General features: G+C 71.9%; 23 protein-coding genes. 15 read left to right on the top strand and 8 right to left on the bottom strand.

Annotated elements, in window-relative coordinates; all coding sequences use genetic code 11:
* Positions 1 to 21: 21 nt before the first annotated feature.
* Positions 22 to 549, top strand: a complete 528-nt coding sequence (locus ACWGH0_RS09035; RefSeq protein WP_453403486.1) for an SRPBCC domain-containing protein — start codon at positions 22 to 24, stop codon at positions 547 to 549.
* Here the strand turns inward: ACWGH0_RS09035 and ACWGH0_RS09030 are convergent.
* The 3 genes from ACWGH0_RS09030 to ACWGH0_RS09020 all read right to left on the bottom strand — a co-directional run bounded on the left by ACWGH0_RS09030 (position 519) and on the right by ACWGH0_RS09020 (position 4,594).
* The gene (locus ACWGH0_RS09030) at positions 519 to 2,051 is read right to left on the bottom strand and encodes an ABC transporter substrate-binding protein (RefSeq protein WP_453403485.1); all 1,533 of its coding nucleotides are present in this window, start codon (positions 2,049 to 2,051) and stop codon (positions 519 to 521) included. The genes ACWGH0_RS09035 and ACWGH0_RS09030 overlap by 31 nt on opposite strands.
* Positions 2,048 to 4,057, bottom strand: coding sequence for a hypothetical protein (locus ACWGH0_RS09025; RefSeq protein WP_453403484.1), 2,010 nt, complete (start codon positions 4,055 to 4,057; stop codon positions 2,048 to 2,050). Before ACWGH0_RS09025 ends, ACWGH0_RS09030 begins: the two co-directional genes overlap by 4 nt.
* A gap of 114 nt (positions 4,058 to 4,171) precedes the next feature.
* Entirely contained in the window at positions 4,172 to 4,594 is a 423-nt protein-coding gene (locus tag ACWGH0_RS09020) for a PLD nuclease N-terminal domain-containing protein (protein ID WP_453403483.1), read from the bottom strand.
* Between the two features lie 89 nt (positions 4,595 to 4,683).
* On the opposite strand from ACWGH0_RS09020, the gene ACWGH0_RS09015 reads away from it, so the two are divergent.
* Positions 4,684 to 6,141, top strand: a complete 1,458-nt coding sequence (locus tag ACWGH0_RS09015; RefSeq protein ID WP_453403482.1) for a menaquinone biosynthesis decarboxylase — start codon at positions 4,684 to 4,686, stop codon at positions 6,139 to 6,141.
* Complete coding sequence (mqnP, locus tag ACWGH0_RS09010; RefSeq protein WP_453403481.1) at positions 6,138 to 7,040, top strand: menaquinone biosynthesis prenyltransferase MqnP; 903 nt, start codon at positions 6,138 to 6,140, stop codon at positions 7,038 to 7,040. Before ACWGH0_RS09015 ends, mqnP begins: the two co-directional genes overlap by 4 nt.
* Here the strand turns inward: mqnP and ACWGH0_RS09005 are convergent.
* Entirely contained in the window at positions 7,030 to 7,620 is a 591-nt protein-coding gene (locus ACWGH0_RS09005) for a rhomboid family intramembrane serine protease (protein WP_453403480.1), read from the bottom strand. The genes mqnP and ACWGH0_RS09005 overlap by 11 nt on opposite strands.
* Positions 7,621 to 7,721: 101 nt before the next feature.
* Between ACWGH0_RS09005 and ACWGH0_RS09000 the strand changes: the two genes are divergently transcribed.
* The 8 genes from ACWGH0_RS09000 to ACWGH0_RS08965 all read left to right on the top strand — a co-directional run bounded on the left by ACWGH0_RS09000 (position 7,722) and on the right by ACWGH0_RS08965 (position 14,456).
* Positions 7,722 to 8,435, top strand: coding sequence for a UbiX family flavin prenyltransferase (locus tag ACWGH0_RS09000; RefSeq protein ID WP_453403479.1), 714 nt, complete (start codon positions 7,722 to 7,724; stop codon positions 8,433 to 8,435).
* 95 nt (positions 8,436 to 8,530) lie between these two features.
* Positions 8,531 to 8,986, top strand: coding sequence for an Lrp/AsnC family transcriptional regulator (locus ACWGH0_RS08995; protein WP_453403478.1), 456 nt, complete (start codon positions 8,531 to 8,533; stop codon positions 8,984 to 8,986).
* A 52-nt stretch (positions 8,987 to 9,038) separates the two neighbouring features.
* Positions 9,039 to 10,202: an aminofutalosine synthase MqnE gene (mqnE, locus tag ACWGH0_RS08990; protein ID WP_214908279.1), complete on the top strand. Its 1,164-nt coding sequence runs from the start codon at positions 9,039 to 9,041 to the stop codon at positions 10,200 to 10,202.
* A gap of 75 nt (positions 10,203 to 10,277) precedes the next feature.
* A complete protein-coding gene (locus tag ACWGH0_RS08985) occupies positions 10,278 to 10,943 on the top strand; it encodes a UdgX family uracil-DNA binding protein (RefSeq protein WP_453403477.1) in 666 nt (221 codons plus the stop codon).
* A gap of 19 nt (positions 10,944 to 10,962) precedes the next feature.
* On the top strand, positions 10,963 to 11,487 hold the full coding sequence (locus tag ACWGH0_RS08980; RefSeq protein ID WP_453403476.1) for an N-acetyltransferase family protein: 525 nt from the start codon (positions 10,963 to 10,965) through the stop codon (positions 11,485 to 11,487).
* 148 nt (positions 11,488 to 11,635) lie between these two features.
* Positions 11,636 to 11,890, top strand: a complete 255-nt coding sequence (locus ACWGH0_RS08975; protein WP_453403516.1) for a DUF4229 domain-containing protein — start codon at positions 11,636 to 11,638, stop codon at positions 11,888 to 11,890.
* Between the two features lie 394 nt (positions 11,891 to 12,284).
* Complete coding sequence (locus tag ACWGH0_RS08970) at positions 12,285 to 13,658, top strand: dicarboxylate/amino acid:cation symporter (RefSeq protein ID WP_453403475.1); 1,374 nt, start codon at positions 12,285 to 12,287, stop codon at positions 13,656 to 13,658.
* Between the two features lie 168 nt (positions 13,659 to 13,826).
* Positions 13,827 to 14,456 carry a TetR/AcrR family transcriptional regulator gene (locus ACWGH0_RS08965; protein WP_453403515.1) on the top strand — a complete coding sequence of 210 codons (630 nt, stop codon included), beginning with the start codon at positions 13,827 to 13,829 and terminating at the stop codon, positions 14,454 to 14,456.
* Here ACWGH0_RS08965 and ACWGH0_RS08960 read toward each other — a convergent pair.
* Positions 14,442 to 15,293, bottom strand: a complete 852-nt coding sequence (locus ACWGH0_RS08960; RefSeq protein ID WP_453403474.1) for a MaoC family dehydratase — start codon at positions 15,291 to 15,293, stop codon at positions 14,442 to 14,444. The genes ACWGH0_RS08965 and ACWGH0_RS08960 overlap by 15 nt on opposite strands.
* Positions 15,294 to 15,364: 71 nt before the next feature.
* Here ACWGH0_RS08960 and ACWGH0_RS08955 point away from each other — a divergent pair, with 71 nt between their 5' ends.
* Complete coding sequence (locus tag ACWGH0_RS08955) at positions 15,365 to 17,281, top strand: AMP-dependent synthetase/ligase (protein ID WP_453403473.1); 1,917 nt, start codon at positions 15,365 to 15,367, stop codon at positions 17,279 to 17,281.
* A gap of 51 nt (positions 17,282 to 17,332) precedes the next feature.
* Here ACWGH0_RS08955 and ACWGH0_RS08950 read toward each other — a convergent pair whose 3' ends face one another.
* The gene (locus ACWGH0_RS08950) at positions 17,333 to 18,505 is read right to left on the bottom strand and encodes a lipase family protein (RefSeq protein WP_453403472.1); all 1,173 of its coding nucleotides are present in this window, start codon (positions 18,503 to 18,505) and stop codon (positions 17,333 to 17,335) included.
* Positions 18,506 to 18,706: 201 nt separating this feature from the next.
* Positions 18,707 to 19,753 (bottom strand): AraC family transcriptional regulator, encoded by a 1,047-nt coding sequence (locus ACWGH0_RS08945; RefSeq protein WP_453403471.1) that lies wholly within the window; start codon positions 19,751 to 19,753, stop codon positions 18,707 to 18,709.
* 95 nt (positions 19,754 to 19,848) lie between these two features.
* Here ACWGH0_RS08945 and ACWGH0_RS08940 point away from each other — a divergent pair, with 95 nt between their 5' ends.
* Complete coding sequence (locus ACWGH0_RS08940; protein ID WP_453403470.1) at positions 19,849 to 21,720, top strand: AMP-dependent synthetase/ligase; 1,872 nt, start codon at positions 19,849 to 19,851, stop codon at positions 21,718 to 21,720.
* Here ACWGH0_RS08940 and ACWGH0_RS08935 read toward each other — a convergent pair.
* Complete coding sequence (locus ACWGH0_RS08935) at positions 21,717 to 21,920, bottom strand: cold-shock protein (RefSeq protein ID WP_003984261.1); 204 nt, start codon at positions 21,918 to 21,920, stop codon at positions 21,717 to 21,719. The genes ACWGH0_RS08940 and ACWGH0_RS08935 overlap by 4 nt on opposite strands.
* Before the next feature lie 296 nt (positions 21,921 to 22,216).
* On the opposite strand from ACWGH0_RS08935, the gene ACWGH0_RS08930 reads away from it, so the two are divergent.
* Positions 22,217 to 23,080 (top strand): menaquinone biosynthetic enzyme MqnA/MqnD family protein, encoded by an 864-nt coding sequence (locus ACWGH0_RS08930; RefSeq protein ID WP_453403469.1) that lies wholly within the window; start codon positions 22,217 to 22,219, stop codon positions 23,078 to 23,080.
* A gap of 197 nt (positions 23,081 to 23,277) precedes the next feature.
* The gene (locus ACWGH0_RS08925; protein WP_453403468.1) at positions 23,278 to 24,267 is read left to right on the top strand and encodes a CDP-alcohol phosphatidyltransferase family protein; all 990 of its coding nucleotides are present in this window, start codon (positions 23,278 to 23,280) and stop codon (positions 24,265 to 24,267) included.
* The last annotated feature ends 10 nt before the right edge of the window (positions 24,268 to 24,277 follow it).

Here is a 24,277-nt window from a genome sequence, read left to right as displayed (position 1 = left end):
GCGCGGGGGGACGCTGGAAGCATGACCGAGGTGATCGGGCGCGGCGGCGTCGAGCCCCACGACGGTACGGACGCGGTGCGGTTCTCGCTGCGCCTGCCGTATCCCGCGCACGAGGTCTGGCCCGCCGTCGCCACCCCCGGCGGCCTGCGGGAGTGGCTGGCGGCGGCGGACGTGCTGGAGCCCCGGCTGGGCGGGGCCGTCGTCCTGCGGTGGCCGGACCCGGGCCCCGGGGGCGGCCGCGCCGAGCGGGGCACGGTCACCGCCTGGGACGTTGAGCACGTCGCCGAGTACACCCTCGACGTGCTCGGGCGGGTCCGCTTCCACCTGGAGCCCGCCCTGGGGCACGCGAGCACGGTGCTGCGGTTCACCCACGAGGCGTCTCCCTCCGCCGGGGAGGCCCCGGCGAGCCGCCTCGCCCGGTGGCACCAGCACTTCGACTACCTCGTCGAGGCGCTCGCCGGCCGCCCGCGCGACTGGTCGGCGTGGGCCCCGGCCGCCCACCGTGAGCTGTACGCCGGTTACGAGGCGGCCGGCGGGACGCAGTCCTGAGCCGGGGGCCTGCCCTCGGGCCAGGCGATCTCGACGAACCGGGGCGTGCCGTCGCGGGCCAGCTCCACGATGGGGACCGCCTTGTTGTACGGGTTCCCGTGGTTGTCCAGGCAGATCCAGCCGCTGGCGCCCTGTACCTTCAGCGACGCCTTCGTCTGCGGCCACTGGGTGACGACGTCACCGATCCGCGGCAGCTTCTCGCCCGCCGGGGTCGCCTCCCGTATGCCCTGCACGGCGGTCGACATGGCGTCGTAGGCGATGATCGCCTGCCCGTCGGTGAGCGAGGTGGGGCCGATCGGCCCCATGTCGGGCCCCGCCGCCCGCGCGAGCAGACCGGTGAAGGTCGCGTAGTCCGTCTTCGACCCGCCGGTCCTGGGGGCGCCGGGCTTCGTCCAGGCGTCCGGGTGCGCCAGCGCGGCGTACCGGACGCTGACCTTCCGTGAGAGCGCGCTGTCGTCCAGCTTGTCGTCCGCTCCCAGGTACGAACCCTCGTCACCGGTCAGGACGGTGAACTTCCGGTCCTGGCAGCCGCGCTTGCCCAGCGCGTTCACGAACTGCCGCAGCTGGGTGTGGCGCCCGGCGAAGTACACCGTGTCCGCGCGGGTGTCGCACAGCAGCAGGGTGATCTGCCGGAAGGTGTTGGGGGTGGAGCCCTCGTCGGTGGGGTCGGGCGGCGAGGTGAAGAGCTGCGGCTCGTACGGCGCGTCCTTCAGCAGGTCCGCGAACGCCTTCTTGAGGGTGGCCGTGTAGTGGTCGCCGCCGCGGGTGTCCTGGACCAGTACGGCCTTCTCGGCGTCGACCTTGCCGAACCGCGCGATGGCGCGGGCCTCGTCCCGGTTGGTGGGCGACACCCGGGCGAGCCCCGGATACGGGTCGCCGCCGGGCCCGTTGGCGATGTCGTCGGCGGTGATGGTGGTGCCCACCACCGGAATGCCCGCGCCGGTCAGTTCCTTCACCGCGGCCTTGGTCTCGGCGCTGCTGGTGGCGACGCCGGACACCGCCCGCAGGTGGTGCGGCGCGTCCACCATGCCCTTGAGCGCCTCGACCGTCGTGCGCCAGTGGGCGTTGCCCATGCCGGTGTTGGCCAGGACCAGCCGGATCTTCGGCAGCTCGTCGTTGGAGTCGTGGTTGGCGGCGTACTGGCGCAGGTACGCGCCCTGGACCTCCTGCACGATCTTGGTGCGCATGCCGCTGTCGGTGGAGGTGAGCGGCAGCATGAGCGCCACCGTCGCGTAGTCGCCCTTCACCCGGTCGTTCTCCCGCGCGACCGCGGCGGCGACCTGCTTCAGCGCGTCCACCCCGAACGCGTACCCGTCGCCCGAAACGCCGACGCACTCCGCGCCCGCCTCGGGGCGGGCCACGCCGTCGGCGCAGGACAGGTCGGGGTTGAGGACGCGGTAACCGCCGTACGCGGCGACACCGGCCACCGCCAGCACCAGCAGCACCGTCAATCCCTTGCGCAGTGGTGTGAACCAGAAGACGCGACGCAGCCAGTCCGTCATGCCGCACCTCCCACGCCGCTGGGCGACCGCCACTCGCGCACGGCCTGCGGCCACGAGCGGGACGCCTGCCAGAGGATCTCGTTGCCGGAACTGTGCAGCTCCGAGAGGAGCCCCAGCTCGTATCCCATCTTCTCGGTCACCTCGTCGTCCGGAAGGGCCAGCGGATCGGTCAGCTGCCACACCGCGAACAGCAGGCGGCGGATGCGCGCATGGAGCGTGGCGTCGACGCCGGCCGGCGCGCCTGCGCCGGAGCGGCCGAGCGCCACGGAACGCCGTTCGTCCGGCTCGTCGAAGCACGGCGCCGACGCGATGAAGCGCAGCTCGTCCAGCCAGACGCGGGCGTCGGAGCGGGCGAACGTCTCCCGCAGGTACGTCACCGCGCCCTCCGTCGTCCCCAGCGCCAGTTCGTGGTGGTACCGCCGGGGGCCGTCGCCGTAGTGGCCGCGCAGGGTCTCGTGCACCGCCCGCCACCGGGCGAAGTCCGGGTCGCCGTACCGCAGCCGGTGCAGGAGCAGCGTCCGCAGGAACGCGTCGCCCACGAAGTGCTCGGGGCTCTGCGTCCAGTGCTCGTCGAGGAGCAGGGTCCGCACGTCCCGTACGGCGGCCAGTCCCGCACGCCCCTCCTCGCCCGGCAGCCGGGAGGCGGCCAGCGCCTCGGCCGAGGGGACGTCGTGCGCGGGGGCGAGCACGGTGAGCCAGTCCAGCCGCGACGGTGGCACCAGCCGCGCCAGCAGCTCGGCGGCCACGGCCCGCCCGTCGCTGTCCTCGCGCAGGGTGACGGGCGCGGCGAGCAGCGAGGCGGGCGTGAACCGCTCCGGCTGCGGGTCCTGCCCGGCGGCCCGCGCCAGCAGGTCGACGCCCACCGGCCGGCCGCCGGTCAGCCGGTGCACGGCGCGCGCGAGCTTGGGATGCGCCCTCTGCCGTACGTCGGTCAGGTCGAGGAACTGCCGTACGTGCTCCGGTTCGAGCGGGGTCAGCTCGACGGCCACCGCACCCGAGGCGATCTCCCGCCCGCGCTGCCACCGCAGTTCGTGGCGGACCTCCGGCAGGGTGCGGCGCACGGCGTGGCGCAGGGCGGGGTGGTCGTGCCCGCGCAGGGCCGCGAAGAGGACCACGGGGTCGCGCCTGCCCTCGGCGCGGTCGCGCAGCACCGGCTCGACGAGCCGGCGGCCCAGCGGGGCCTGCGCGTTGTCGATCAGCACCACCGGCCGCCCGACCCGGCGCAGCCGTCCCAGCCCGTGGTACGCCGCGTCCAGATCGGCCCGCAGGGCGCCGACCAGGTGCCGCTCGGCCCGTACGCGGTGCTCGTCGCCGCGCCGGAAGTGCAGCGCCAGCAGGGTCAGTCCGCGCTTGGCCCTGCCGCCGGCGCCGGGGTAGTCGCCGTACCACTCGGCGGAGGCGCGCTGGCCCCGGTTGAACAGGTCGTCCAGCAGCGACTCGACGGTGGCCTCCACCATCACGTCGAGGCCGGGCCCCACTCCGGAGGCCATGGCGGCGAACTTCGCCACGACCTTGGTGAGCCAGGTGCGGGTCTGGTTGCGCCACCGCGAACCCGGCTCGACGAGCAGGCCGAGCCTCAGTCCCTCGGCCAGGATGTTCTCGTCGTCGTGCGGCCGCCAGCCGAGGCTCGCCACGGCCAGCAGTCCGGCCGCCAGCCTCGGGAACTCGACGGCGCCGGCGCCGTGCACGGCCGGCGCGAGCTGCTCGCCGAGCTCGGCGAGCGCTTCGGTGACGGGGGACCAGGACGACGACAGCGCGGCGGGCCGGTCCGCGAACTGCGGTCGCTCGCAGTCGATCAGACCCACCGGCGTGCGCTGCTTGTAGCCGCTGTGCAGCCGCTTCAGGACGGCGGTCTTGCCCATGCCGCGACCGCCGGTCAGGACGACGGCCGGGACGTCGTCGCGGTGCTCGAACGGCACTTTCTGGAACCCGCGCGGCGGCAGACCTATGAGCCGTGGCGCGAGGCCGTCGAGGACTGCCTCACGACCGAACAGCTCTCTGTCCACAGTGCCCCCCCGCACCAGCAACAGGTGTCGCTACGTTAACTCCAGCTTACTGAAAGTGAGCTGACGGGGCACAGGTTTTCGACGTCACGGGCCGGCTTGTTTCCGGCCGCCGGGTCAGGCCTTCGGGGGCGCCGGGTCCTCCGGGCCGCCGTCCTCGCGGCGCTCGGGCTCCTGTGCGCGGCGCGGGTCCGCCTCCCGGTCCTTCGTCGGGGACTCGTCCTCGCCATTCGTCCCGGACGGCGCGGCCTCGTCCTTGAGCGACTTGAGGAAGTCCGGGTTGTCGTCGGGGGCGACCCACTGCCGGCGCTGCCTGCGGTGCCACTCGGAGGGCGTGCTCCCGCCCCGCGCGCCCTTGCGGACCTTGCCCACCGCCAGCCAGGCGACCGGGCCGATCAGGACCTCGCCGAAGAGCAGCACGATGATCACCCAGACCACCTTGGGCAGGTGGCGGACCTCGTCCTCGGGGGTGTTCAGGCAGTCGATGAAGGCGTAGATCCACAGCGCCAGGACCAGAAGGAACGGCAGATACCTGAGCATGAGTGCAAGCTCCCAGAGCGCGGACCGCGGGGCGCGGTGGTCGGCCCCGGTGACGGCCCAAGCGTAGTGCGTACCGGATACTGGACCACATGGCTTACGACGATCTTCGCTCGCTGCTCCGGGCGCTGGAGCGCGAGGGCGACCTCAAGCGCATCAAGGCCGAAGTCGATCCCTACCTGGAGGTCGGGGAGATCGTCGACCGGGTGAACAAGGCGGGCGGCCCGGCGCTTCTCTTCGAGAACGTCAAGGGCTCCGCGATGCCCCTGGCGATGAACGTCTTCGGTACGGACCGCCGGCTGCTCAAGGCGCTCGGCCTGAAGTCGTACGACGACATCCGGGACAAGATCGGCGGCCTGCTGAAGCCGGAGCTGCCGCACGGTTTCGTCGGCGTGCGGGAGGCGTTCGGCAAGCTCGGCGCGATGGCCCACGTGCCGCCGAAGAAGGTCAAGTCGGACGCGGCCCCGGTGCACGAGGTCGTGCTGACCGGCGACGACGTGGACCTGGACATGCTGCCCGCGCTCTTCACCTGGCCCGAGGACGGCGGTTCCTTCTTCAACCTCGGGCTCACGCACACCAAGGACCCGGAGTCGGGGATCCGCAACCTCGGTCTGTACCGGCTCCAGCGCCACGACAAGCGCACCATCGGCATGCACTGGCAGATCCACAAGGACAGCCGCAACCACTACCAGGTGGCGGCCCGGCGCGGGGAGCGGCTGCCGGTGGCGATCGCCTTCGGCGCCCCGCCCGCCGTGACGTACGCCTCCACGGCTCCGCTGCCGGGGGACATCGACGAGTACCTCTTCGCCGGATTCCTGTCGGGCCGGCGGATCGAGATGGTCGACTGCAAGACGGTCCCGCTCCAGGTCCCGGCGCAGGCCGAGGTCGTGCTGGAGGGGTGGCTGGAGCCCGGGAAGATGCTGCCGGAGGGCCCCTTCGGCGATCACACCGGGTTCTACACGCCGCAGGAGGACTTCCCCGCGCTGACGATCGACACGATCACCATGCGGCGGCGTCCGCTGCTCCAGTCGATCGTGGTCGGCCGGCCGCCCACGGAGGACGGGCCGCTGGGCCGGGCGACGGAGAGCTTCTTCCTGCCGCTGCTCAAGATCATCGTCCCGGACATCGTGGACTACCACCTGCCGGAGGCGGGCGGCTTCCACAACTGCGTCATCGTGGCGATCGACAAGAAGTACCCGAAGCACGCGCAGAAGGTCATGCACGCCATCTGGGGCGCGCACATGCTCTCCCTGGAGAAGCTGATCATCGTGGTCGACAAGGACTGCGACGTGCACAACTACCACGAGGTGGCCTGGCGGGCCCTCGGGAACGTCGACTACTCGCGCGACCTCACGGTGGTCGAGGGCCCGGTGGACCATCTCGACCACGCCTCGTACCAGCAGTTCTGGGGCGGCAAGGCGGGCATCGACGCCACGAAGAAGCTGCCCGAGGAGGGCTACACCCGGGACGGGGGCTGGCCGAACATGGTCGAGTCCGACCCGGAGACGGCGTCGAAGGTCGACCGCCGGTGGAAGGAGTACGGACTGTGAGCAGCGCCGCCGCCGCTGTCCCGCAGGGCGGCAGGACCAAGGCGTTCCTGCGGCTCGTGATGATCGAGCACTCGGTCTTCGCGCTGCCCTTCGCGTACATCGCCGCCCTCACCGCGATGTTCCAGCTGGACCGGAACATCCACTGGGGCAAGCTCCTGCTCGTCACCGTCGCCATGGTCGGGCTGCGTACGTTCGCGATGGCGTGCAACCGGATCATCGACCGCGAGCTCGACGCCCGTAACCCGCGCACCGCCAACCGGGAGCTCGTCACCGGCGCCGTCTCGGTGCGCTCGGCGTGGACCGGCGCGCTGATCGCCGTCGTCGTCTTCCTCGGCGCGGCGGCCGCGCTCAACCCGCTGTGCCTCGCGCTGGCGCCGATCGCCGTGGTGCCGATGGTGGTCTACCCGTACGGGAAGCGCTTCACCAACTTCCCGCACGCGATCCTCGGCCTGGCCCAGGCGATGGGCCCCGTCGGGGCGTGGCTCGCGATCACCGGCACGTGGTCCTGGGACGCGGTGATCCTGGGGCTGGCGGTCGGGATCTGGATCGGCGGCTTCGACCTGATCTTCGGCAGCCAGGACGTCGACGCGGACCGCGCCCACGGCGTGAAGTCCGTGCCGGCGCGCTTCGGCGTCCCGGCCGCGCTGTACGGCGCGCGGGCCTGCCACGCCGTCACGACGGCGCTGCTCGTCTGGTACGCGCTGGCCACCGGCGCCGGGGTGTTCTTCTGGGCCGGTCTCGTCGTCGTGACCGCCGCCTTCCTCTACGAGCACACGATCGTGAAGCCGCACGACCTGTCCCGGCTGAACCGGGCGTTCTTCTCCACCAACGGCTTCATCGGCATCGCGCTGTTCGTGTGCGCGCTGCTGGACCTGCTGGTGCGCGGCCTCACGGTGTGACGACGGGCGAGCGCCGCCGGAACACGAAGGCGGCGAGCACCCCGCCGGCCAGCCCGAACAGGTGGCCCTGCCAGCTGACGGCGGTGTCCGTCGGGAGCACGCCCCACAGCAGCGAGCCGTAGAACGCCCCGACCAGCAGCCCGATCAGGATGTCCCGGGCGCTGCGGTCCACGAAGCCCCGCACCAGCAGGTAGCCGAGGAGACCGAACACGACCACCGACGCGCCCGCCGTGTTCGAGTACGCGGGCGCGGTGAGCCACACCCCGAGCCCGCCGACGACCATGATCGTGAGGACCACGGCGACGAAGCGGCCCGTGCCGCCGAGGGCGGCCAGGAAGCCGAGGATCAGCAGCGGCACCGTGTTCGAGGCGACGTGGTCGAAGCCGTGGTGCAGGAACGACATCGGCAGTACGTCGCGCAGCTCGCCCGTGTCGCGCGGGCTCAGCCCGTACGTGTTCAGCGCGCCGGTCGCGGTGTCCAGCACCTCCAGGATCCACAGCAGCGCGACCCAGCCGAGCATGAGCAGGGCGGCGGTCCGCGCCGGGCGGCTCCGGCTCCGGTCGGCGGCGGTCGGTGGCATGGCATCCCCCTGCGGTGCGTGCGGCGTGTGCGGCCTGTCGGGTGAACGTCCCGGGTACCTGACTCGGTTCCGCTCCGGCCCGCTTGGATAAGGTCGGGCACGTGGAGTCAGGACGAGCACGCAGTCAGCAGCCGGGCCGGCCGCCGCGCCGCCCGTGGGTCGTCGGCGTGTCCGGCGCCTCCGGCACGCCGTACGCCGCCGCCGTCCTGCGCGGCCTGCTGGACGCGGGCGAGAGCGTGGACCTGGTGGTGAGCCGGGCCTCGCGGCTGACGCTGCTGGACGAGACGGGGATCGCGTTCCGCGACGCCCACTGGCAGGAGGACCTGCGCACCTGGCTGGCGCGCGGCGCCGACGGGAAGCCCGGCACCTTCACGGCCGACGTCGGCGACGTGCGGTACTGGGCCGCCGGTGACCTCGCCGCCGGGCCCTCGTCGGGCTCGTACCCGGCCAAGGGGATGCTGATCGTCCCCGCGTCGACCGCCAGTGTGGCCGGTGTGGTGCTCGGGCTGTCCAAGGACCTGCTGCAACGGGTGGCGAGCGTGACGCTCAAGGAGCGCCGCCCGCTCGTGGTCGCGGTGCGCGAGACGCCGCTGAGCGGCCAGACCCTGAAGCACATGGTCGCACTCGACGAGGCGGGCGCCGTGGTGCTGCCGGCCTCCCCGGCCTTCTACGCGGGGGCCACGCACATCCAGGACCTGGTGGACTTCGTCGCGGGGCGGGTGCTGGACGCGGCGGGCGTGCCGCACGGCCTGTACCGCCGCTGGGAGGGCGAGCTGGGCGGCTCCAGGCCGGACCGGCCGGACCCCCGCCCTTGATCGTCTGAGAGACTTCGCCGGGCGTTGGCCCCTGCGCGCCTTAGATGGCGAACGTAAACTCGCGGTATCGCTGAACAATGGAAGGCTTCAGGCATATGGACGCCGTGGACAGGCAGCTCATCCAGGCCCTCAGGGAGAACGGCAGGGCCTCGTACGCCGAGCTCGGCCGGCTCGTCGGCCTCTCGGGCCCCAGCGTCACCGACCGCATCAACCGTCTTGAGGCGGCGGGCGTCATCACCGGCTACCGCGCCACGGTCGACGCCAAGTCGCTCGGTCTCGGCGTCACCGCGCTGATCGGCATCTCGCTCTCCGACGCCGCCGACCACGAGGACGTGGCGCGCCGGCTGCGCGATCTGGAGGAGATCGAGGACTGCTGGTTCATCGCGGGCGACGACTCGTACATGCTCAAGATCCGGGCGGGCGACGTCGACGGCCTGGAGCGGACGATCCGCCGGCTCTCCGGAACGCGGGGCGTCTCGCGCACCCGCACCACCATCGTGCTCTCCACCAAGTGGGAGAACCGGGTCGGGGAACTGCCGGAAGAGGGCTAGGCGTACCGTGGGTGGAGCCTGTTTTACGTAGACATATGGGAGGCGGCCGTACATGGACGCGGGGCTGAAGCGCGAGCTGGAGCAGAAGGTCCGGGCCGGGGAGCGGCTGACCCGCGAGGACGGCATCGCCCTCTACGAGTCCGACGACCTGGCCTGGCTGGGCGGCCTCGCCCACGAGGTGCGCACGCGCAAGAACGGCGACGTCGTCCACTTCAACGTCAACCGCCACCTCAACATGACGAACGTGTGCACCGCGTCGTGCGCGTACTGCTCGTTCCAGCGCAAGCCGGGCGAGAAGGACGCGTACACGATGCGCATCGAGGAAGCCGTCAAGCTCGCCAAGGCGATGGAGAACGAGAACCTCACCGAGCTGCACATCGTCAACGGACTGCACCCCAGCCTTCCCTGGCGCTACTACCCGCGCTCCCTGAGCGAGCTGAAGAAGGCGCTGCCCAACGTCTCGCTGAAGGCGTTCACGGCCACCGAGATCCACCACTTCGAGACGGTTTCCGGCATGTCGGCGTCCGAGATCCTCGACGAGCTCATCGAGGCCGGTCTCGAATCGCTGACCGGCGGCGGCGCGGAGATCTTCGACTGGGAGGTCCGCCAGCACATCGTGGACCACCGCACCCACTGGGAGGACTGGTCGCGGATCCACCGCCTGGCGCACGAGAAGGGCCTCAAGACCCCCTCGACCATGCTGTACGGGCACATCGAGGAGCCGCGCCACCGGGTGGACCACGTGCTGCGGCTGCGCGAGCTCCAGGACGAGACCGGCGGCTTCCAGGTCTTCATCCCGCTGCGCTACCAGCACGACTTCGAGGACATGAAGGACGGCAAGATCCGCAACCGTCTTCAGGCCCGTACGACGATGGCGAGCGGCGTCGACGTGCTGAAGACGTTCGCGGTGTCGCGGCTGCTCTTCGACAACGTGCCGCACGTCAAGGTCTTCTGGGTCATGCACGGCGTGCAGACCTCGCAGCTCGCGCTCCAGCACGGCGCGGACGACATGGACGGCTCGGTCGTCGAGTACAAGATCACGCACGACGCGGACAACTACGGCACGCCGAACAAGCTGGGCCGCGAGGATCTGCTGGAGCTGATCCGGGACGCCGGTTTCCGCCCGGTCGAGCGCAACACCCGGTACGAGATCATCCGCGAGTACCCGGGCCCGGAGGCCGACCGCCGCGAGTCGCCGCAGGCCATGCGCGTCTGACCCGTACGAGTGGTTCGGCGGGGTCGACCGCCGGTTCGTGGTGTCGGGCGGCGGCCCGGGGGGTACCCGGGTCGCATGGCGAGCCACACCGGGCCTCCCGGCGCGTCCCCCGAGGACGCGTACACCGCCGAGCCCTTCCTCCCCGGCGGCCGCGCCGGGCTTCCCGGCCTGCGCGAGGCGGCGGCCGGCTGCCGCGGCTGCCCGCTGCACCGCGACGCCACCCAGACCGTCTTCGGCGCCGGCAGCACGGACGCCCGCGTCCTGCTGCTCGGTGAGCAGCCCGGCGACCAGGAGGACCGCCAGGGCCGGCCGTTCGTCGGCCCGGCGGGCAAGGTCCTGACCCGGGCCCTCGACGAGGCCGGGATCGACCCGGACGAGACGTACGTCACCAACGCCGTCAAGCACTTCAAGTTCGAGGTCGTCCCGGAGCGCGGCAAGCGCCGCATCCACAAGGCGCCGAACCTGCGCGAGATGACCGCGTGCAAGCCGTGGCTCGAAGCCGAACTGCGGGTCGTCGACCCCGAGATCATCGTCGTACTGGGCGCGACCGCGGGGAAGGCGCTGCTCGGCTCCTCGTTCCGGGTGACGAAGCAGCGCGGGATGCTGCTGCCGTTCGAAGGGCGCGGGGAGAGCGTGGTCGCCACCATCCACCCCTCGGCCGTCCTGCGCGCGGACGACCGCGAGGCGGCCTACGGGGGCCTGGTGTCCGATCTGCGGATAGCGGCGCAGGCGCTCGGCTGATCCGTTTATCGTCGAACGCATGGCGCTGACCTTCGAACTCGATCCCCGGATCGGCCCCGGCCTGCGCGACGGCGTCCTCGGCCTGTGGGCGGACGTCTCCAACGCGGGCGGGGCCGTCGGCTTCGTGCCTCCCGTCACCCACGAGGACGTCCGGCCCGAGTGGCTGAGGCACCTCGCCGCGATGGAGGACGGCCGTACGCGGCTGCTCGTCGGGTACGACGAGGAGGGCGCGGTCGGCGCGACCGCCTTCATCACGCACAACACGCACCGGCTGATGCGGCACTGGGTGTGGCTCTACACCGTCATGGTCCACCCCGCCCACCAGGGCAAGGGGTACGGGCGCGACCTGATGGCCGCCGCCGAGTCGGCCGTCCGCGGCTTCGAGGGCATCGACGCGATACGGCTGACCTGCCGCGGGGGCACCGGCGTCGACCGCTTCTACGCCTCCTGCGGCTACAAGGAGGTCGGGCGGGTGCCCGGCGCCATCCGGGTCGCCCCGGGGGACGACCGCGACGACATCGTCATGCTGCTGGAACTGCACTGACCGGCGCCTTCGCCGGTGCGTGCGGTCGGCCGCCGGGGGCCCGGACGGCTCGCGGGCGGGCTGTGCTGTACTGGTGGGGACCCTTTAGGTGCCGTTGAGAAGAAGGTCCCCCGTGAGCACCAAGCACGCAACGATCCGCTACACCGCCATGCGCCTGGGCGTCTTCGTCGGCTGCTTCTTCGTCATCTGGGGCCTGGTCCACTTCGGTGTGGTGCCGGCCGGACTCGGCGACTCCAACCTGCTGTGGGTCCTGATGCTCGCCATCGTGGTCTCCGCGCCGCTCAGCTTCGTGCTGCTGCGCAAGCAGCGGGACGCGATGTCCGAGCGGATCGTCGAGCGCGTGGACAGCGCCAAGGCCAGGCTGGAGTCCAACCGCAGGCAGGAGGACGGCCTGGCGCGGTAGCCGCCGCGTAAGGCACGTCACACGCGAAAGCCCGACCGGCGCCCCGGTCCCGGACACCCGTCCGGGGCCGGGGCGTTGGCGTTGCGGGGCGGGAACACGGGCGCGTACCCAAAGAACGGCTTTGATGTTCTCAAAGTACAAGTGTTAACGTTCTCGGCATGACGACAGCAGCCGCGCACTCCCCCGACACGAGCGTCCCGCTCGTGCTGGTGGCCCGCCTGCATGTCGATCTCTGCCGCTGCATGTCCGCGGCCTGTCGCCGCCACATCTGACATCAGAAGCGACATCACGCAGCGGCGACCGCTCCAGGCTCCAGCACGTCTCGTGCCCGTGCAGCTCACGGCCGCCGCACCCCCGTCCCCGTATCGCCGTACGTCATCAACGGAGTGTGTCCGTGTCCGCGAACTCCGCGACCGCGCCCGACAGCGCGCCCGAGAAGCAGAAGACCCGCTTCCGGATATCCGACAGGTTTCCCTTCTGGGCCCAGATCATCGCCGGTCTGGTCCTCGGCGTCCTCCTCGGCTGGCTCGCCCGCAGCCAGGACGTCAGCTGGCTGAAGGCCACGCTGGAGCAGGTCGGCGGCATCTTCGTCCAGCTCCTGAAGCTGGCCGTCGCGCCGCTCGTCTTCTTCGCGATCCTGGTGTCGATCACCAACCTGCGCAAGGTCAACAACGCCGCCCGGCTGGCGACCCGTACGCTCCTCTGGTTCATGATCACCTCGCTGATCGCGGTCGCCATCGGCATCGCCATCGGCCTGGTCACCAACCCGGGCGCCGGTACGGGCCTGACGCCGAAGGACGGCAAGGAGCCCGAGGGCTCCGGCTCCTGGATCGACTTCCTGACCGGCATCGTGCCGACCGACGTCATCACGCCGTTCACCGAGCTGAACGTGCTCCAGATCGTCTTCATGGCCGCCGTCGCGGGCATCGCAGCCCTCCAGCTCGGTGACCGGGCCGAGCCGATCCTCAAGCTCAGCAACGCGGTCCTGGAGCTGCTCCAGAAGGCCCTGTGGTGGGTCATCCGCCTCGCGCCCGTCGGTACGGTCGGCCTCATCGGCTTCGCCATCGCCGACTACGGCTGGGAGCTGATCAGCAAGTACGCGACCTTCACCGCCGACGTCTACATCGGCTGCGCCATCGTGCTGTTCGGCGTCTACCCGCTGCTCCTCGCCACGGTCGCCAAGGTCAACCCGCTCCAGTTCTTCAAGGGCGCCTGGCCGGCCATCCAGCTGGCGTTCGTCTCCCGCTCCTCCGTCGGCACCATGCCGGTCACCCAGCGCGTCACCGAGCGCCTCGGTGTGCCGAAGGAGTACGCGTCCTTCGCCGTGCCGTTCGGCGCGACGACCAAGATGGACGGCTGCGCCGCGATCTACCCGGCGCTGGCCGCGATCTTCATCGCGCAGATCTTCGACGTGCAGCTCGGCATCCAGGACTACCTGCTGATCGCCTTCGTCTCGGTCATCGGCTCGGCCGCCACGGCCGGCCTGACGGGCGCCACGGTCATGCTGACCCTCACCCTGTCCACGCTCGGGCTGCCGCTGGAGGGTGTGGGCCTGCTGATGGCGATCGACCCGATCCTCGACATGATGCGGACCGCCACGAACGTCGCGGGCCAGGCGCTCGTACCGGTCGTCGTCGCGGCCCGGGAGAAGATCCTCGACCACGACGCGTACAACTCGGCCTCGTCGTCGCCGGTCGACGACCGCGAGGACGTGCGCGCCGGCGTGCGCGACGCCGACGAGAAGGTGGCGGTGCCCGTCACCGCGTGAGCGGGCGCCGCACCGCCGAAGTGCCCCTGGACGCCCGGCGTTCAGGGGCACTTGGGGTTCCGGTGGCGGCAGCGCCGTACGCTTACCGGTGAGGGGGCCGCGCTGTGCGGTGATGCGGGCTGCCGGGTGGAGGATGCGGACGTGGGTGGGGCTGTGAAGGGCAAGCGGATGCCGCGTGCCGTGCGGGAGCGGCAGATGATGGACGCCGCCGTGCAGACCTTCGGACAGCGGGGCTACCGGGCCGCGTCGATGGACGAGATCGCCGAGCTGGCCGGGGTCTCCAAACCGCTCGTCTACCTCTATCTCAACTCCAAGGAAGAGCTGTTCACGGCGTGCATCCGGCGCGAGGCGAGCGCGCTGCTGGCGGCGGTAAGGGCCGGGGTCGAGCCCGGTGCGCCGGCCGACCGTCAGTTGTGGGACGGGCTGCGGGCGTTCTTCACCCACGCGGCGGAGAACCCGGACGGCTGGGCGGTCCTGCACCACCACGCCCGTACGCACGGCGAGCCGTTCGCCGCCGAGGTCGCGGCCATGCGCGCGGAGATCGTCACCTTCGTGACCCACCTCATAGGGGCGGCGGCCCGCGAGGCGGACTGCGATCCCGACCTGGCCGAGCGCGAAGTGGCCGGGCTCGCCCACGCGCTGGTGGGGGCCGCCGAGTCGCTCGCCGGGTGGGGGAACGAGACGCCGGGGGTCTCCGCGAAGGAGACCGCCGCGACGTTGATGAACTTCGCCTGGGCGGGTCTGGGCAACCTCATGGACGGGCGGCGCTGGCCGCCGCCGGGTTCAGCACGCGCGTGAGTCCGGCGGGACGGCCGAGCGCGTCCCCGTGAGGTGGAGCCGGCCGTCCCGGCCGCGCACCTCGAAGGCGTCGCCGGCCGCCGCGAAGGTGACGGTCGCCGGCAGCAGGACCGGCGCCCTGAAGTCCGCCCGTACCCGTACGGCGTCGGCGGCGTCGAGCCGCGCCACGCACCGGGCGAACGTCCACATGCCGTGGGCGACGGTACGCGGGAAGCCGAACAGCCGGGCCGCCGCCGGGTGCAGGTGGATGGGGTTGAGGTCGCCGGAGGCGACGCCGTAGCGCCGCCCCAGGTTCGCCGGCAGCTCCCAGGAGGCGACGGCCGGCAACGCGGCCGGGCCCACCGTGTCCGTACGGCGGGAGGCGCCGGCCGTGCCGGTCGACCGGTGGCGGGCCAGGTACGTGCTGCGCGACTCCCACACCAGGCCCCCGCCGAGGCGCGCCTCCGTCACCATGGCGACCTCCGTGCCGCGCCGGTGGGCGCGCAACCCGTCCGCGTACACGGTCAGTCGGAGTCGGTCGTCCGGTCGCAGCGCCCGGTGCCGGGTCAGGGTGATCCCGGTGTGCACCAGCCCGGTCAGCGGCAGCGGGAAGGCGTTCCGCGTCATCACGCGCAGGGCGAGGGGGAAGCCGAGGACGTGCGGATAGGTGAGCGGCAGCGGGTCCGTGCAGGGGGATCCGCAGATCCGGGCGTACGCGGCCAACTGGCCGTGGTCCACGGTGACATGGGTGCTCACGGCGGCCAGTCGGGAGACGGGAAGGGCGGCCGTGGCGGAGACCGGGCGCTTGAAGGGGGAGGTGAGTGCCCCGAGGGCCAGGAGTGGTACGAGCGAGGTCATTGTCCGTACTCCCTGCTCGGTCGTAGATTTACTCCGGAGTAAGGTTACTCAAGGGTCAGGAGTAGGTCGAGATGATGCACCCCGCGCCCGTACCACCGCGCCCGAACCCGGGGCTCCGGCCGCGCCCTCCCGTGACGATCCGCGTGGACGGTGCGGTGCGGGAGGCGTCCGTGCCGGCGCTCGTGCCGCCCGTACAGCGCGGATCGCTCGCCGACATCCCGTTCGACAACGCCCGCGAGGCCCCGGCCGACCCGGTGCTCGGCCGCCTCCAACCGGACGGCTCCTGGCGCGACATGACGGCCGCCGAGTTCGCCGCCGACGTGCTCGCGGTGGCCAAGGGCCTGATCGCCGAAGGGCTGCGGCCCGGCGACCGGATCGCGATCATGTCCCGCACGACGTACGAATGGACGCTCCTCGACTTCGCGGCCTGGGCGGCGGGCCTGGTCACCGTGCCCATCTACCCCACCTCCTCGGCCTTCCAGGCCCGCTGGATCCTCCAGGACTCCGGCGCCGTCGCCTGCGCCATCGAGAGCGCCGAGCAGGCCAGGGTCATCAGTCCCGAGCGCCAGCACCTCCACGACCTGGCGCACCTGTGGGAGTTCGACACCGGCGCGGTGGACCGGCTGCGGACGGCCGGCCGGGACGTACCCGACGCCGTCGTCACGGCGCGCCGCGCCGGCCTGGCGCCGGACACGGTCGCCACGCTCGTCTACACCTCGGGCACGACCGGCCGCCCCAAGGGCTGCGTCCTCACCCACGCCAACTTCTTCGCCGAGGTCGACAACGCGATCGAGCTGCTGCACCCGGTCTTCAAGTCCGTCAGCGAGGAACCGGCGTCCACCCTGCTCTTCCTGCCCCTGTCGCACATCTTCGGGCGGATGGTCGCGGTCGGCTGCCTGCGGGCCCGCGTACGGCTCGGCCACGCGCCCAGCATCGCGACCGAGGACCTGCTGCCCGCTCTCGCCGGCTTCCGTCCGACGTTCCTGCTGGCCATCCCGTACGTCCTGGAGAAGGTCTACAACACCGGGCGCGCGACCGCCGAGAAGATGGGCCGCGCCTCGTCGTTCGACCGCGCCTCCCGGATCGCGCAGCGGTACGGACAGGCGCTGGAGGCACGGGAGCACGGCACGGGGGAGGGGCCCGGACTGGGGCTGCGCGCGGCCCGCGCGCTCTACGACCCGCTGGTCTACCGGCGGATCAGGGCGGCCCTCGGCGGGCGGGTGAAGTACGCGATCTGCGGAGGCTCGCCCCTCGGGCGGCGCCTGGCCTCGTTCTACGCCGGCGCCGGGATCGAGGTGTTCGAGGGGTACGGGCTGACCGAGACGACGGCGGCCGCGACGGTGACCCCGCCGCTCAGGCCCCGCCTGGGCACGGTCGGCTGGCCGCTGCCGGGCACGGGGGTGCGCATCGCCGGGGACGGTGAGGTGCTGCTGCGCGGCGGCCAGGTCTTCGGCGGCTACTGGGACCGGGAGCGGCAGGCGCCCGTGGACGTGACCGGCGACGGGGGCTGGTTCGCGACCGGCGACCTGGGGGCGCTCGACGACGACGGGTACCTGACCATCACCGGGCGCAAGAAGGACGTCATCATCACCTCGGGCGGCAAGAACGTGGCCCCTGCGCCCCTGGAGGACTGGCTGCGGGCCCATCCGCTGGTGGGCCAGTGCGTGGTGCTGGGGGACAACCGCCCGTACATCACCGCGCTGCTGACGCTGGATCCGGACGGTCTGCTCCACTGGCGCCGGATGACGAAGAAACACGACGTCCCGCTGTCCCGCCTGGTGGAGGACGAGGAGCTGCGGGCAACGCTGCAACGCGCGGTCGACGAGGCGAACCGGCTGGTGTCCCGCGCGGAGTCGATCCGCGCCTTCAAGGTCCTGCCGGTCGAGTTCACCGAGCGGAACGGCTACCTGACCCCGTCGCTCAAGCTCCGCCGGACGGCGATCACGCGCGACTTCGGGGCGGAGATATCGGCGCTGTACCGGCGGTGACGACGGAGGGGGCGCCCCACCTGCGGCCGGCGCGCCCCCTGCCGCTCCCCGCTACGGGCAGTTGCTCCGGGCCGGCTCGCCCGCGAAGCGCTCACCCAGCCAGTCCATCGCCGGCAGGGCGCCCGCGGTCACCGCGCCGATGTGCCCGAGGAGGGGATGGGAGCGCCAGTGGACGTTCGCGCCCCTGCCGCACCACTCGGCGCGCAGCCGCTTCCCCACCGCGTACGGGATCAGCTCGTCCAGCCCGCCGTGGTAGAGGTACACGGGATGGTCCGGGGCGCGCGTGCCGACGTTCGACTCGTTGAGCCGCCGCTGCCAGTCCGGCTGTTCGAGCGGGTTGGTGACGGTGACGTCCGAGATGCGCTGGAAGAGGCCCGCGACCGTGTCGACGGCGACGCAGTTCTTCTTCATGAAGTCGACGTAGACCCGGCCCTTGGCGTTGAGGTACTTGTCGAGCTCCAGCTCGGGGAACGCCGCCTGCTGGCCGGTGGCGGCCATCAGGATCAGGCCCGCGCCGATGTTGCCGTCGTTGAAGTCGGCCACGTCGAGCAGATCGGCCGGGACACCGCCGGTCGCCGTCCCCCTGACGTTGAGTTCGGGGGCGTACGAGTCGTGCAGTTCGGCGGCCCAGCTCGACGCCTGGCCGCCCTGCGAGTACCCCATGATGCCGATGGGCGAGTCGTCGTTCAGACCGCTGCGCCCGGCTTCCGGATGGCGCAGGGCGGCGCGCGCGGCGTCCAGGACGGCGTGCCCCTCCGCGCGGCCGACCGTGTAGGTGTGGTCGCCCGGGGTGCCGAGCCCCTCGTAGTCGGTGACGGCGACGGCCCAGCCGCGCTGCACGGCCAGGTTGATGAGGCTCGCCTCGACGGCGGTGCCCTTGGGGAAACCGGCGCTCGGCGCGCACTGGTCGGCGAGCCCGACGGTCCCGACGGCGTACGTGACGAGCGGGCGGGGGCCGCTCCTGCCGTCCTTGGGGACGATGACGGTCCCGGAGACGACGTTGGGCTCGCCCTTGGCGGTGGTGGAGCGGTAGGTGATGTGCCAGGCGTCGGTGCGGGTCGGCTGGTTGGGCAGCGGGTGGAACGACGTGGGGGCGGACGTGACGATGTCGCCGGGGGAGCCGGGAGCGGCGCCGGCGGTGGCGGGGGCGGGGGTGAAGGCGAGCGCGGCCAGCGCGGTGAGGACGGCTGCCACTCTGCTTCGTGTGCGACTCGTGTGACTCATACGGCTCTCCCAACGTTCTTACGGGGGGCTGGGGTCGTTGCCGAGACGGTAGAGACTGACCGGTAGGTACGGAGCTGACCGGGAAGCTCAGCTTTGCTGACCCCGCATGTCAACGACGCAGAGCCGCATCAGGGACCGGCGTCCCCGCGAACCCCGGGCAACGCGCCGACTGCCACGGGCCGGCGCCCGGCCGCGTGCGGCTCAGACCGGACCGGCCGCCCCCGCGCCCGGCCCCGTGCCCCCCACCCGGTACGCCCCCGGCGTGGTGCCCGTCCAGCGGCGGAACGCGCGGTGGAAGGAGGTGTCCTCGGAGAAGCCGAGACGCGCCGCCAGTTCCGCGATCGGCTCGTGGCCCTCCGTCAGGCCCGCGATGGCCGCGTCGCGGCGTACCGCGTCCTTGAGCTGCTGGAAGGAGGTCGCCTCCTGCTGGAGGCGGCGGCGCAGCGTCGCCGGGCTCACCGCGAGCCTGGCCGCCGTCTCGCCGAGGGTGGGGAGCCGGGGCGACGCGCGCAGGGACTGCGCCAGGGCGTGGCGGACCTGTTCGGAGACGGTGGTGCCGTACGTGTGGCGGCGCAGGAGTTCGAACGGGGCGCGGCCGAGCATGACCCGCAGTTCCGCCTCGTTCCGCACGAGCGGGGCGGTGAGCCAGCGCGCGTCGAAGCCGGCGGCGGTGTGCGCGGCGCCGAAGCGGACGGGGCAGCCGAAGAGCGGGTCGTACTCGTCCTCGTGGGGCGGCGGCGGGTAGTCGAACGCGGCCCACCGCAGCGGGATGCGCCGCCCGATCAGCCAGCTGCAGAGCCGGTGCCAGATGATCAGCAGGCACTCCCGGAGGAACCGGTCCTCGTCGCGGTCCGGCGCGCTGCGGACCGTGAACGCCGCTTCGCCGCCGCCGCGTTCGAGCACGAGGTCCGGGCCGCCGGGGAACAGCCCGTAGAAGGCGGCTCCCCGCTCGACCGCCGCGCCCAGGTCCCGGCAGCCCAGCGCGGCGTGGCACATCATCGCGAAGGTGCCCGGCCTGCTCGGCACGGACGCCAGGCCGAGGAACTCGTCGCGCGTCGTCCGGTACAGCGCCCGGAAGAGGGCCGCGAACTGCGCGGCGGTGACCCGCGCCCGGTCGTCGCCCAGCAGGAGCGGCGGTATGCCGCCCGCCTGGAGCAGCGGCACGGTGTCGATGCCCCGGCGCTCGGCGCCGCGCAGCACGGCCCGTACGTGGTGCACGGTGATCGTCCTCTTGGCCGTGGTCGCCATGGTCCACGACGGTAGCGGGGATGAGCGGCGCGGTCAGTGGTGGTGACGTTTCCCGTCATCCCCGCCGGCCCCCCGGCGTGCCTACCGTCGGATGCATGACTCGGACAGGTGGTACCGGTGGAACCGGTGGAGCAGGGCCCGCGAGCGGTCGGCCGGGCACCCTCGCGCTGTTCACCGAGTGGGCGGCGGACCGGTACGGGGACCACCCGGCGCTGCGGGCCAGGGGGATGCCGTCCGTCTCGTACACCGCACTGCGCGACACCGTGCGCGCGATCACGGGCGGGCTGATGGGGCCGGGCACCGGCGTCCGGGCGGGGGACCGCGTGGCGATCCTCTCGGAGACCCGCGTCGAGTGGACGTACGCGCACTTCGCCGTGCTCGCGGCCGGCGCGGTCGTCGTCCCGGTCTATCCGACGGCGGGCGACGAGGAGCTGGCGTGGGTGCTCGGTGACTCCGGCGCCACGGTCGTCGTCTGCGAGAACGCGGAGCGGGTGGCGCGCGTGGAGGGGATGCGCGCCAAGGTCCCCGGGGTGCGGCACGTACTGCCGGCGGACGGGCTGCGCGCGCTGCCCGGTCCGCCCGCGACCGCGCGGGAGCGGGCCGCGCGGGCCGCCGGCGTCGTGGACGCCGATCTCGCGGCGATCGTCTACACGTCGGGCACCACGGGGCTCCCCAAGGGCTGCCGGCTCACCCACGGCAACCTCGGGGCCGTGCTCGAAGCGAACCTCGCTCTGATCGGCGGCGGGCCGGGCGACCGTACGTACCTCTACCTCCCGCTCGCCCACCTCCTCGCCCAGCTCATCCAGTTCACGACCCTCCTGCACGGCGGCGAGCTGTGCTACTTCGGCGGCCGGGTCGAGGACGTGCTCGGCGAGCTGACCGAGGTACGGCCCACCCACCTGCCGTCCGTGCCCCGGCTCTTCGAGAAGGTGCACGCGGTCGTGCGGTCGCTCGCCGCGTCGCAGGAGGGCGGCGGCGAGCGGTTCGAGGAAGCGGTGCGGATCGGGCTGCTGGCGGCACAGGGGCGGCTTCCGGACGAGCTGACGGCGGCGTACGAGGAGGCCGACCAGCGGCTCTACGGCCCGGTCAGGGCCGCGTTCGGGGGCAGCCTGCGCTGGGCGCTGACCGGCGCCGCCCCGATCGCCCCGCAGACCATGGACTTCCTGCGCGCCTGCGGCATCCAGGTCTTCGAGGGGTACGGGATGACCGAGTCGGGCGGCGTCATCTCGCTCAACCACCCGGGCGCGGTCAGGTACGGGACGGTCGGCCGCCCGGTGGCGGGCTGCGAGGTGCGGATCGCGGACGACGGCGAGGTGCTGGCGCGCGGCCCCATGGTCTTCCCCGGCTACCACGGGAACGAGGCGGCGACGCGCGAGACCGTCGACGCGGACGGCTGGCTGCACACCGGGGACCTCGGCGAGCTGGACGGCGACGGCTACCTCACCATCACCGGCCGCAAGAAGGACCTGATCATCACGTCCGCGGGCAAGAACCTCGCCCCGGCGCCGGCCGAGCAGGCCGTCCGGCAGCAGTCGCCGCTCGTGTCGCACGTGGTGATGGTGGGCGACCGCAGGCCGTACCCCGTCGCGCTCGTCACCCTCGACGCGCGGGAGGTCGCGGACTGGGCGGCGCGGGAGGGCCGCGACCCGGGCGACCGCGAGGCGCTGCGGGCGGTGGTGGGGGAGGCGGTCGACGCGGCGAACACCCGGCTCTCGCGGCCGGCGCGCATCCGCGCCTTCGCCCTGCTCGACGACGACTTCACGGTGGACGCCGGTCTGCTCACACCGACGCTGAAGGTCCGCCGGCGGGCGGTCGTCGAGCGGTACGCCGCCGAGATCGCGGCCCTCTACGACGACGCCGGGCCCGGCGCGGGCCGAGGCACCAAGGCAGGAGCCCCGTTCCTCGCGGAACGGGGCTCCTTGGGTACTGCTTACTCCGACCGCGATCAGGTCGGCCCGGGCAACTAGACCGGGGTGACGTTCTCCGCCTGCGGGCCCTTGGGGCCCTGCGTGACGTCGAAGTTCACCTGCTGGTTCTCCTCCAGGGAGCGGAAACCAGACGCGTTGATCGCGGAGTAGTGGACGAAGACATCCGGGCCGCCGCCGTCCTGGGCGATGAAGCCGAAGCCCTTTTCAGCGTTGAACCACTTGACGGTTCCGGTAGCCATAAGCCCTCCTATGGGCCAAAGGGTTGCCCTGCTCCAGAACCTGCAAAGAAGTCTGAAAACTACAAAAGCCTGCGGGTCACATGCTCCGCAGGCTCTGTACTGCAAGGGAAACCAAACTGCAACTTGCGGCGAGCGTAGCACGCACTTCCTGGAGAGTGGAAGAGGGAAAGATCACGTCACCCAGAAGTTTGACGGCGTCCACCAGAACGCCTTCCAGCAGGTCTTTCGCCGGTCACCGGAGCCCCTTCGGCGGCCCCGCCGTCGGATCCGGGCGGCGGCGGGTCTAGCCTCACGATGTGGACAATTCAACTGCTGTCGACCACCGTCGCAGCCGGCCACGTGTCGGCCACATCCAGTTCCTGAACTGCCTGCCCCTTTACTGGGGGCTGGCCCGTACCGGAGCGCTTCTCGACTTCGAGCTGTCGAAGGACACCCCTGAGCGGCTGAGCGAGCAACTCGTACGGGGTGATCTCGACATCGCCCCGGTCACCCTCGTCGAATTCCTGCGCAACGCCGACGATCTCGTCGCTTTTCCCGATCTCGCGGTCGGCTGCGACGGGCCCGTCATGTCGTGCGTCATCGTGTCCCAGGTTCCGTTGGAGCAGCTCGACCGGGCGCGCGTCGCCCTCGGTTCGACCTCGCGCACGTCGGTGCGCCTGGCGCAGCTGCTGCTCGCCGAGCAGTACGGCGTACGGCCCGACTACTACACCTGCCCGCCCGACCTGGGCGTGATGATGCAGGAGGCGGACGCGGCCGTGCTGATCGGCGACGCGGCGCTGCGGGCCGCGCTGCACGACGCTCCGCGACTCGGTCTCCAGGTCCACGACCTGGGGCAGATGTGGAAGGAGTGGACCGGGCTGCCGTTCGTCTTCGCGGTGTGGGCGGCGCGCAAGGACTACCTCGCGCGGGAGCCCGGCGTCGTGAAGAAGGTGCACGAGGCGTTCCTGACCTCCCGCGACCTGTCGCTGGAAGAGGTGTCCAAGGTCGCCGAGCAGGCCGCGCGCTGGGAGGTCTTCGACGCGGAGCTGCTGGAGCGCTATTTCACGACGCTCGACTTCCGCTTCGGTCCGGAGCAGCTGGCCGGCGTACGGGAGTTCGCGCGCCGGACCGGTCCGACGACCGGCTACCCGGCCGATGTCGCCGTGGAACTGCTCGGCTGACCAGGTGGGCGGCGTGATCCGCGCCGCCCCGCGGCGCGGCTTGCCCCGCCTGCGGTCCGAGGTCTGGAAATGCCGTCGACTCGGGTGATCAGGTAGACCCTTACCCCGGAGTAAAGGTTGTATGGCGTGCATCTGGCTTCTTGGTGAACAAGCCTCTTAGCGTCGGGGCGAACACTCAGACGCCAGGAAAGTTGATCATGCTCCGAGACATACCGGCCCTCGCCGAGGTGCGCCGTACCACTGAGAAGAAGCGCGACGCCTGGTGGACCGTGTTGCTCGTGGACCCGGTCGCCACCCCGCTGGTCCGCTGGACCGCGATGTGGACCCGGATCACCCCGAATCAGATCACCTGGGTCGCGCTCTTCCTCGGCCTCGGCGCGGCGGGCTGCTTCGCGGCGGGAAGCTGGGGCTGGCTGCTGGTCGGCGCCGCGCTGTACCACGTGAGCTTCATCCTCGACTGCATGGACGGCAAGCTCGCCCGGCTCACCGGTACCGGCTCGGTGTTCGGCGCCTGGCTGGACTACGTCTTCGACCGGATACGGGTCCTGGCCTGTGCCGTGGCGTTGATGGGCGGTCAGTTCACCCGGACCGGCGAGATCGTCTTCCTGTGGCTGGCGCTCGCCGTCGTCTTCCTCGACATGCTGCGCTACGTCGACGCGCTGCAGATCTTCAAGATCCGTCACGGGATGCGCAAGCAGATCAAGACCCGGGTGCGCGCGGCCCGCAAGGCCGAGAACCAGCGGGAACTCGCCTTCATGGAGGACATGCTGCGCGACAACCCCGAGGCGGACACTGAGCACGAGCAGACCATGGCGGAGGAGGAAGCCTCCGCCGAGGCCGCCGACGCCGAGGCTGCCGCGGACGCCTCCGCGCAGGGATTCGCGGCCCCGGTGAAGCCGCGGAAGCCGACGGTCGTCGACCTGCACCAGGAGTTCCGTCACCGCTTCCCCTGGTACGCCCGGTTCCGTACCTTCCTGCTGCGACGCCGCATCCGTACGCACCTGGTCAGCGGCATCGAGTTCCAGATGGCCGTGTTCATCGTCGCCCCGGCGGTCGACGCGGTGGCGCCCGTGACGATCGGCGCGGGCGTGCTGCTGCTGGTCTTCGAACTGGCCATCATCTACAAGCTGCTGCTGTCGACCCGGGACTTCACCCGCACCCTGAAGTCCTTCGAGCAGACGGCCTGATCCGGCTCGT

The sequence above is a fragment of the Streptomyces sp. NPDC054887 genome, from assembly GCF_053610585.1.
Note: the sequence above shows the minus strand (reverse complement) of the source record. Positions and strands in the feature narration are given on the sequence as shown.

What these genes read in the sequence shown, in the direction of transcription:
- ACWGH0_RS08960 (WP_453403474.1), bottom strand. Translation starts at nt 15,293, where the DNA reads ATGACCTCGCTCGTACCACTCCTGGCCCTCGGGGCACTCACCTCCCCC.
- ACWGH0_RS09030 (WP_453403485.1), bottom strand. Translation starts at nt 2,051, where the DNA reads ATGACGGACTGGCTGCGTCGCGTCTTCTGGTTCACACCACTGCGCAAG.
- ACWGH0_RS08945 (WP_453403471.1), bottom strand. Translation starts at nt 19,753, where the DNA reads ATGGCGACCACGGCCAAGAGGACGATCACCGTGCACCACGTACGGGCC.
- ACWGH0_RS09035 (WP_453403486.1), top strand. Translation starts at nt 22, where the DNA reads ATGACCGAGGTGATCGGGCGCGGCGGCGTCGAGCCCCACGACGGTACG.
- ACWGH0_RS08975 (WP_453403516.1), top strand. Translation starts at nt 11,636, where the DNA reads ATGCGCCTGGGCGTCTTCGTCGGCTGCTTCTTCGTCATCTGGGGCCTG.
- ACWGH0_RS08980 (WP_453403476.1), top strand. Translation starts at nt 10,963, where the DNA reads ATGGCGCTGACCTTCGAACTCGATCCCCGGATCGGCCCCGGCCTGCGC.
- ACWGH0_RS08940 (WP_453403470.1), top strand. Translation starts at nt 19,849, where the DNA reads ATGACTCGGACAGGTGGTACCGGTGGAACCGGTGGAGCAGGGCCCGCG.
- ACWGH0_RS08925 (WP_453403468.1), top strand. Translation starts at nt 23,278, where the DNA reads ATGCTCCGAGACATACCGGCCCTCGCCGAGGTGCGCCGTACCACTGAG.
- ACWGH0_RS09020 (WP_453403483.1), bottom strand. Translation starts at nt 4,594, where the DNA reads ATGCTCAGGTATCTGCCGTTCCTTCTGGTCCTGGCGCTGTGGATCTAC.
- ACWGH0_RS08985 (WP_453403477.1), top strand. Translation starts at nt 10,278, where the DNA reads ATGGCGAGCCACACCGGGCCTCCCGGCGCGTCCCCCGAGGACGCGTAC.
- ACWGH0_RS08965 (WP_453403515.1), top strand. Translation starts at nt 13,827, where the DNA reads ATGCCGCGTGCCGTGCGGGAGCGGCAGATGATGGACGCCGCCGTGCAG.
- ACWGH0_RS09015 (WP_453403482.1), top strand. Translation starts at nt 4,684, where the DNA reads ATGGCTTACGACGATCTTCGCTCGCTGCTCCGGGCGCTGGAGCGCGAG.
- ACWGH0_RS08950 (WP_453403472.1), bottom strand. Translation starts at nt 18,505, where the DNA reads ATGAGTCACACGAGTCGCACACGAAGCAGAGTGGCAGCCGTCCTCACC.
- ACWGH0_RS08955 (WP_453403473.1), top strand. Translation starts at nt 15,365, where the DNA reads ATGATGCACCCCGCGCCCGTACCACCGCGCCCGAACCCGGGGCTCCGG.
- mqnE (WP_214908279.1), top strand. Translation starts at nt 9,039, where the DNA reads ATGGACGCGGGGCTGAAGCGCGAGCTGGAGCAGAAGGTCCGGGCCGGG.
- ACWGH0_RS08995 (WP_453403478.1), top strand. Translation starts at nt 8,531, where the DNA reads ATGGACGCCGTGGACAGGCAGCTCATCCAGGCCCTCAGGGAGAACGGC.
- ACWGH0_RS08935 (WP_003984261.1), bottom strand. Translation starts at nt 21,920, where the DNA reads ATGGCTACCGGAACCGTCAAGTGGTTCAACGCTGAAAAGGGCTTCGGC.
- ACWGH0_RS09005 (WP_453403480.1), bottom strand. Translation starts at nt 7,620, where the DNA reads ATGCCACCGACCGCCGCCGACCGGAGCCGGAGCCGCCCGGCGCGGACC.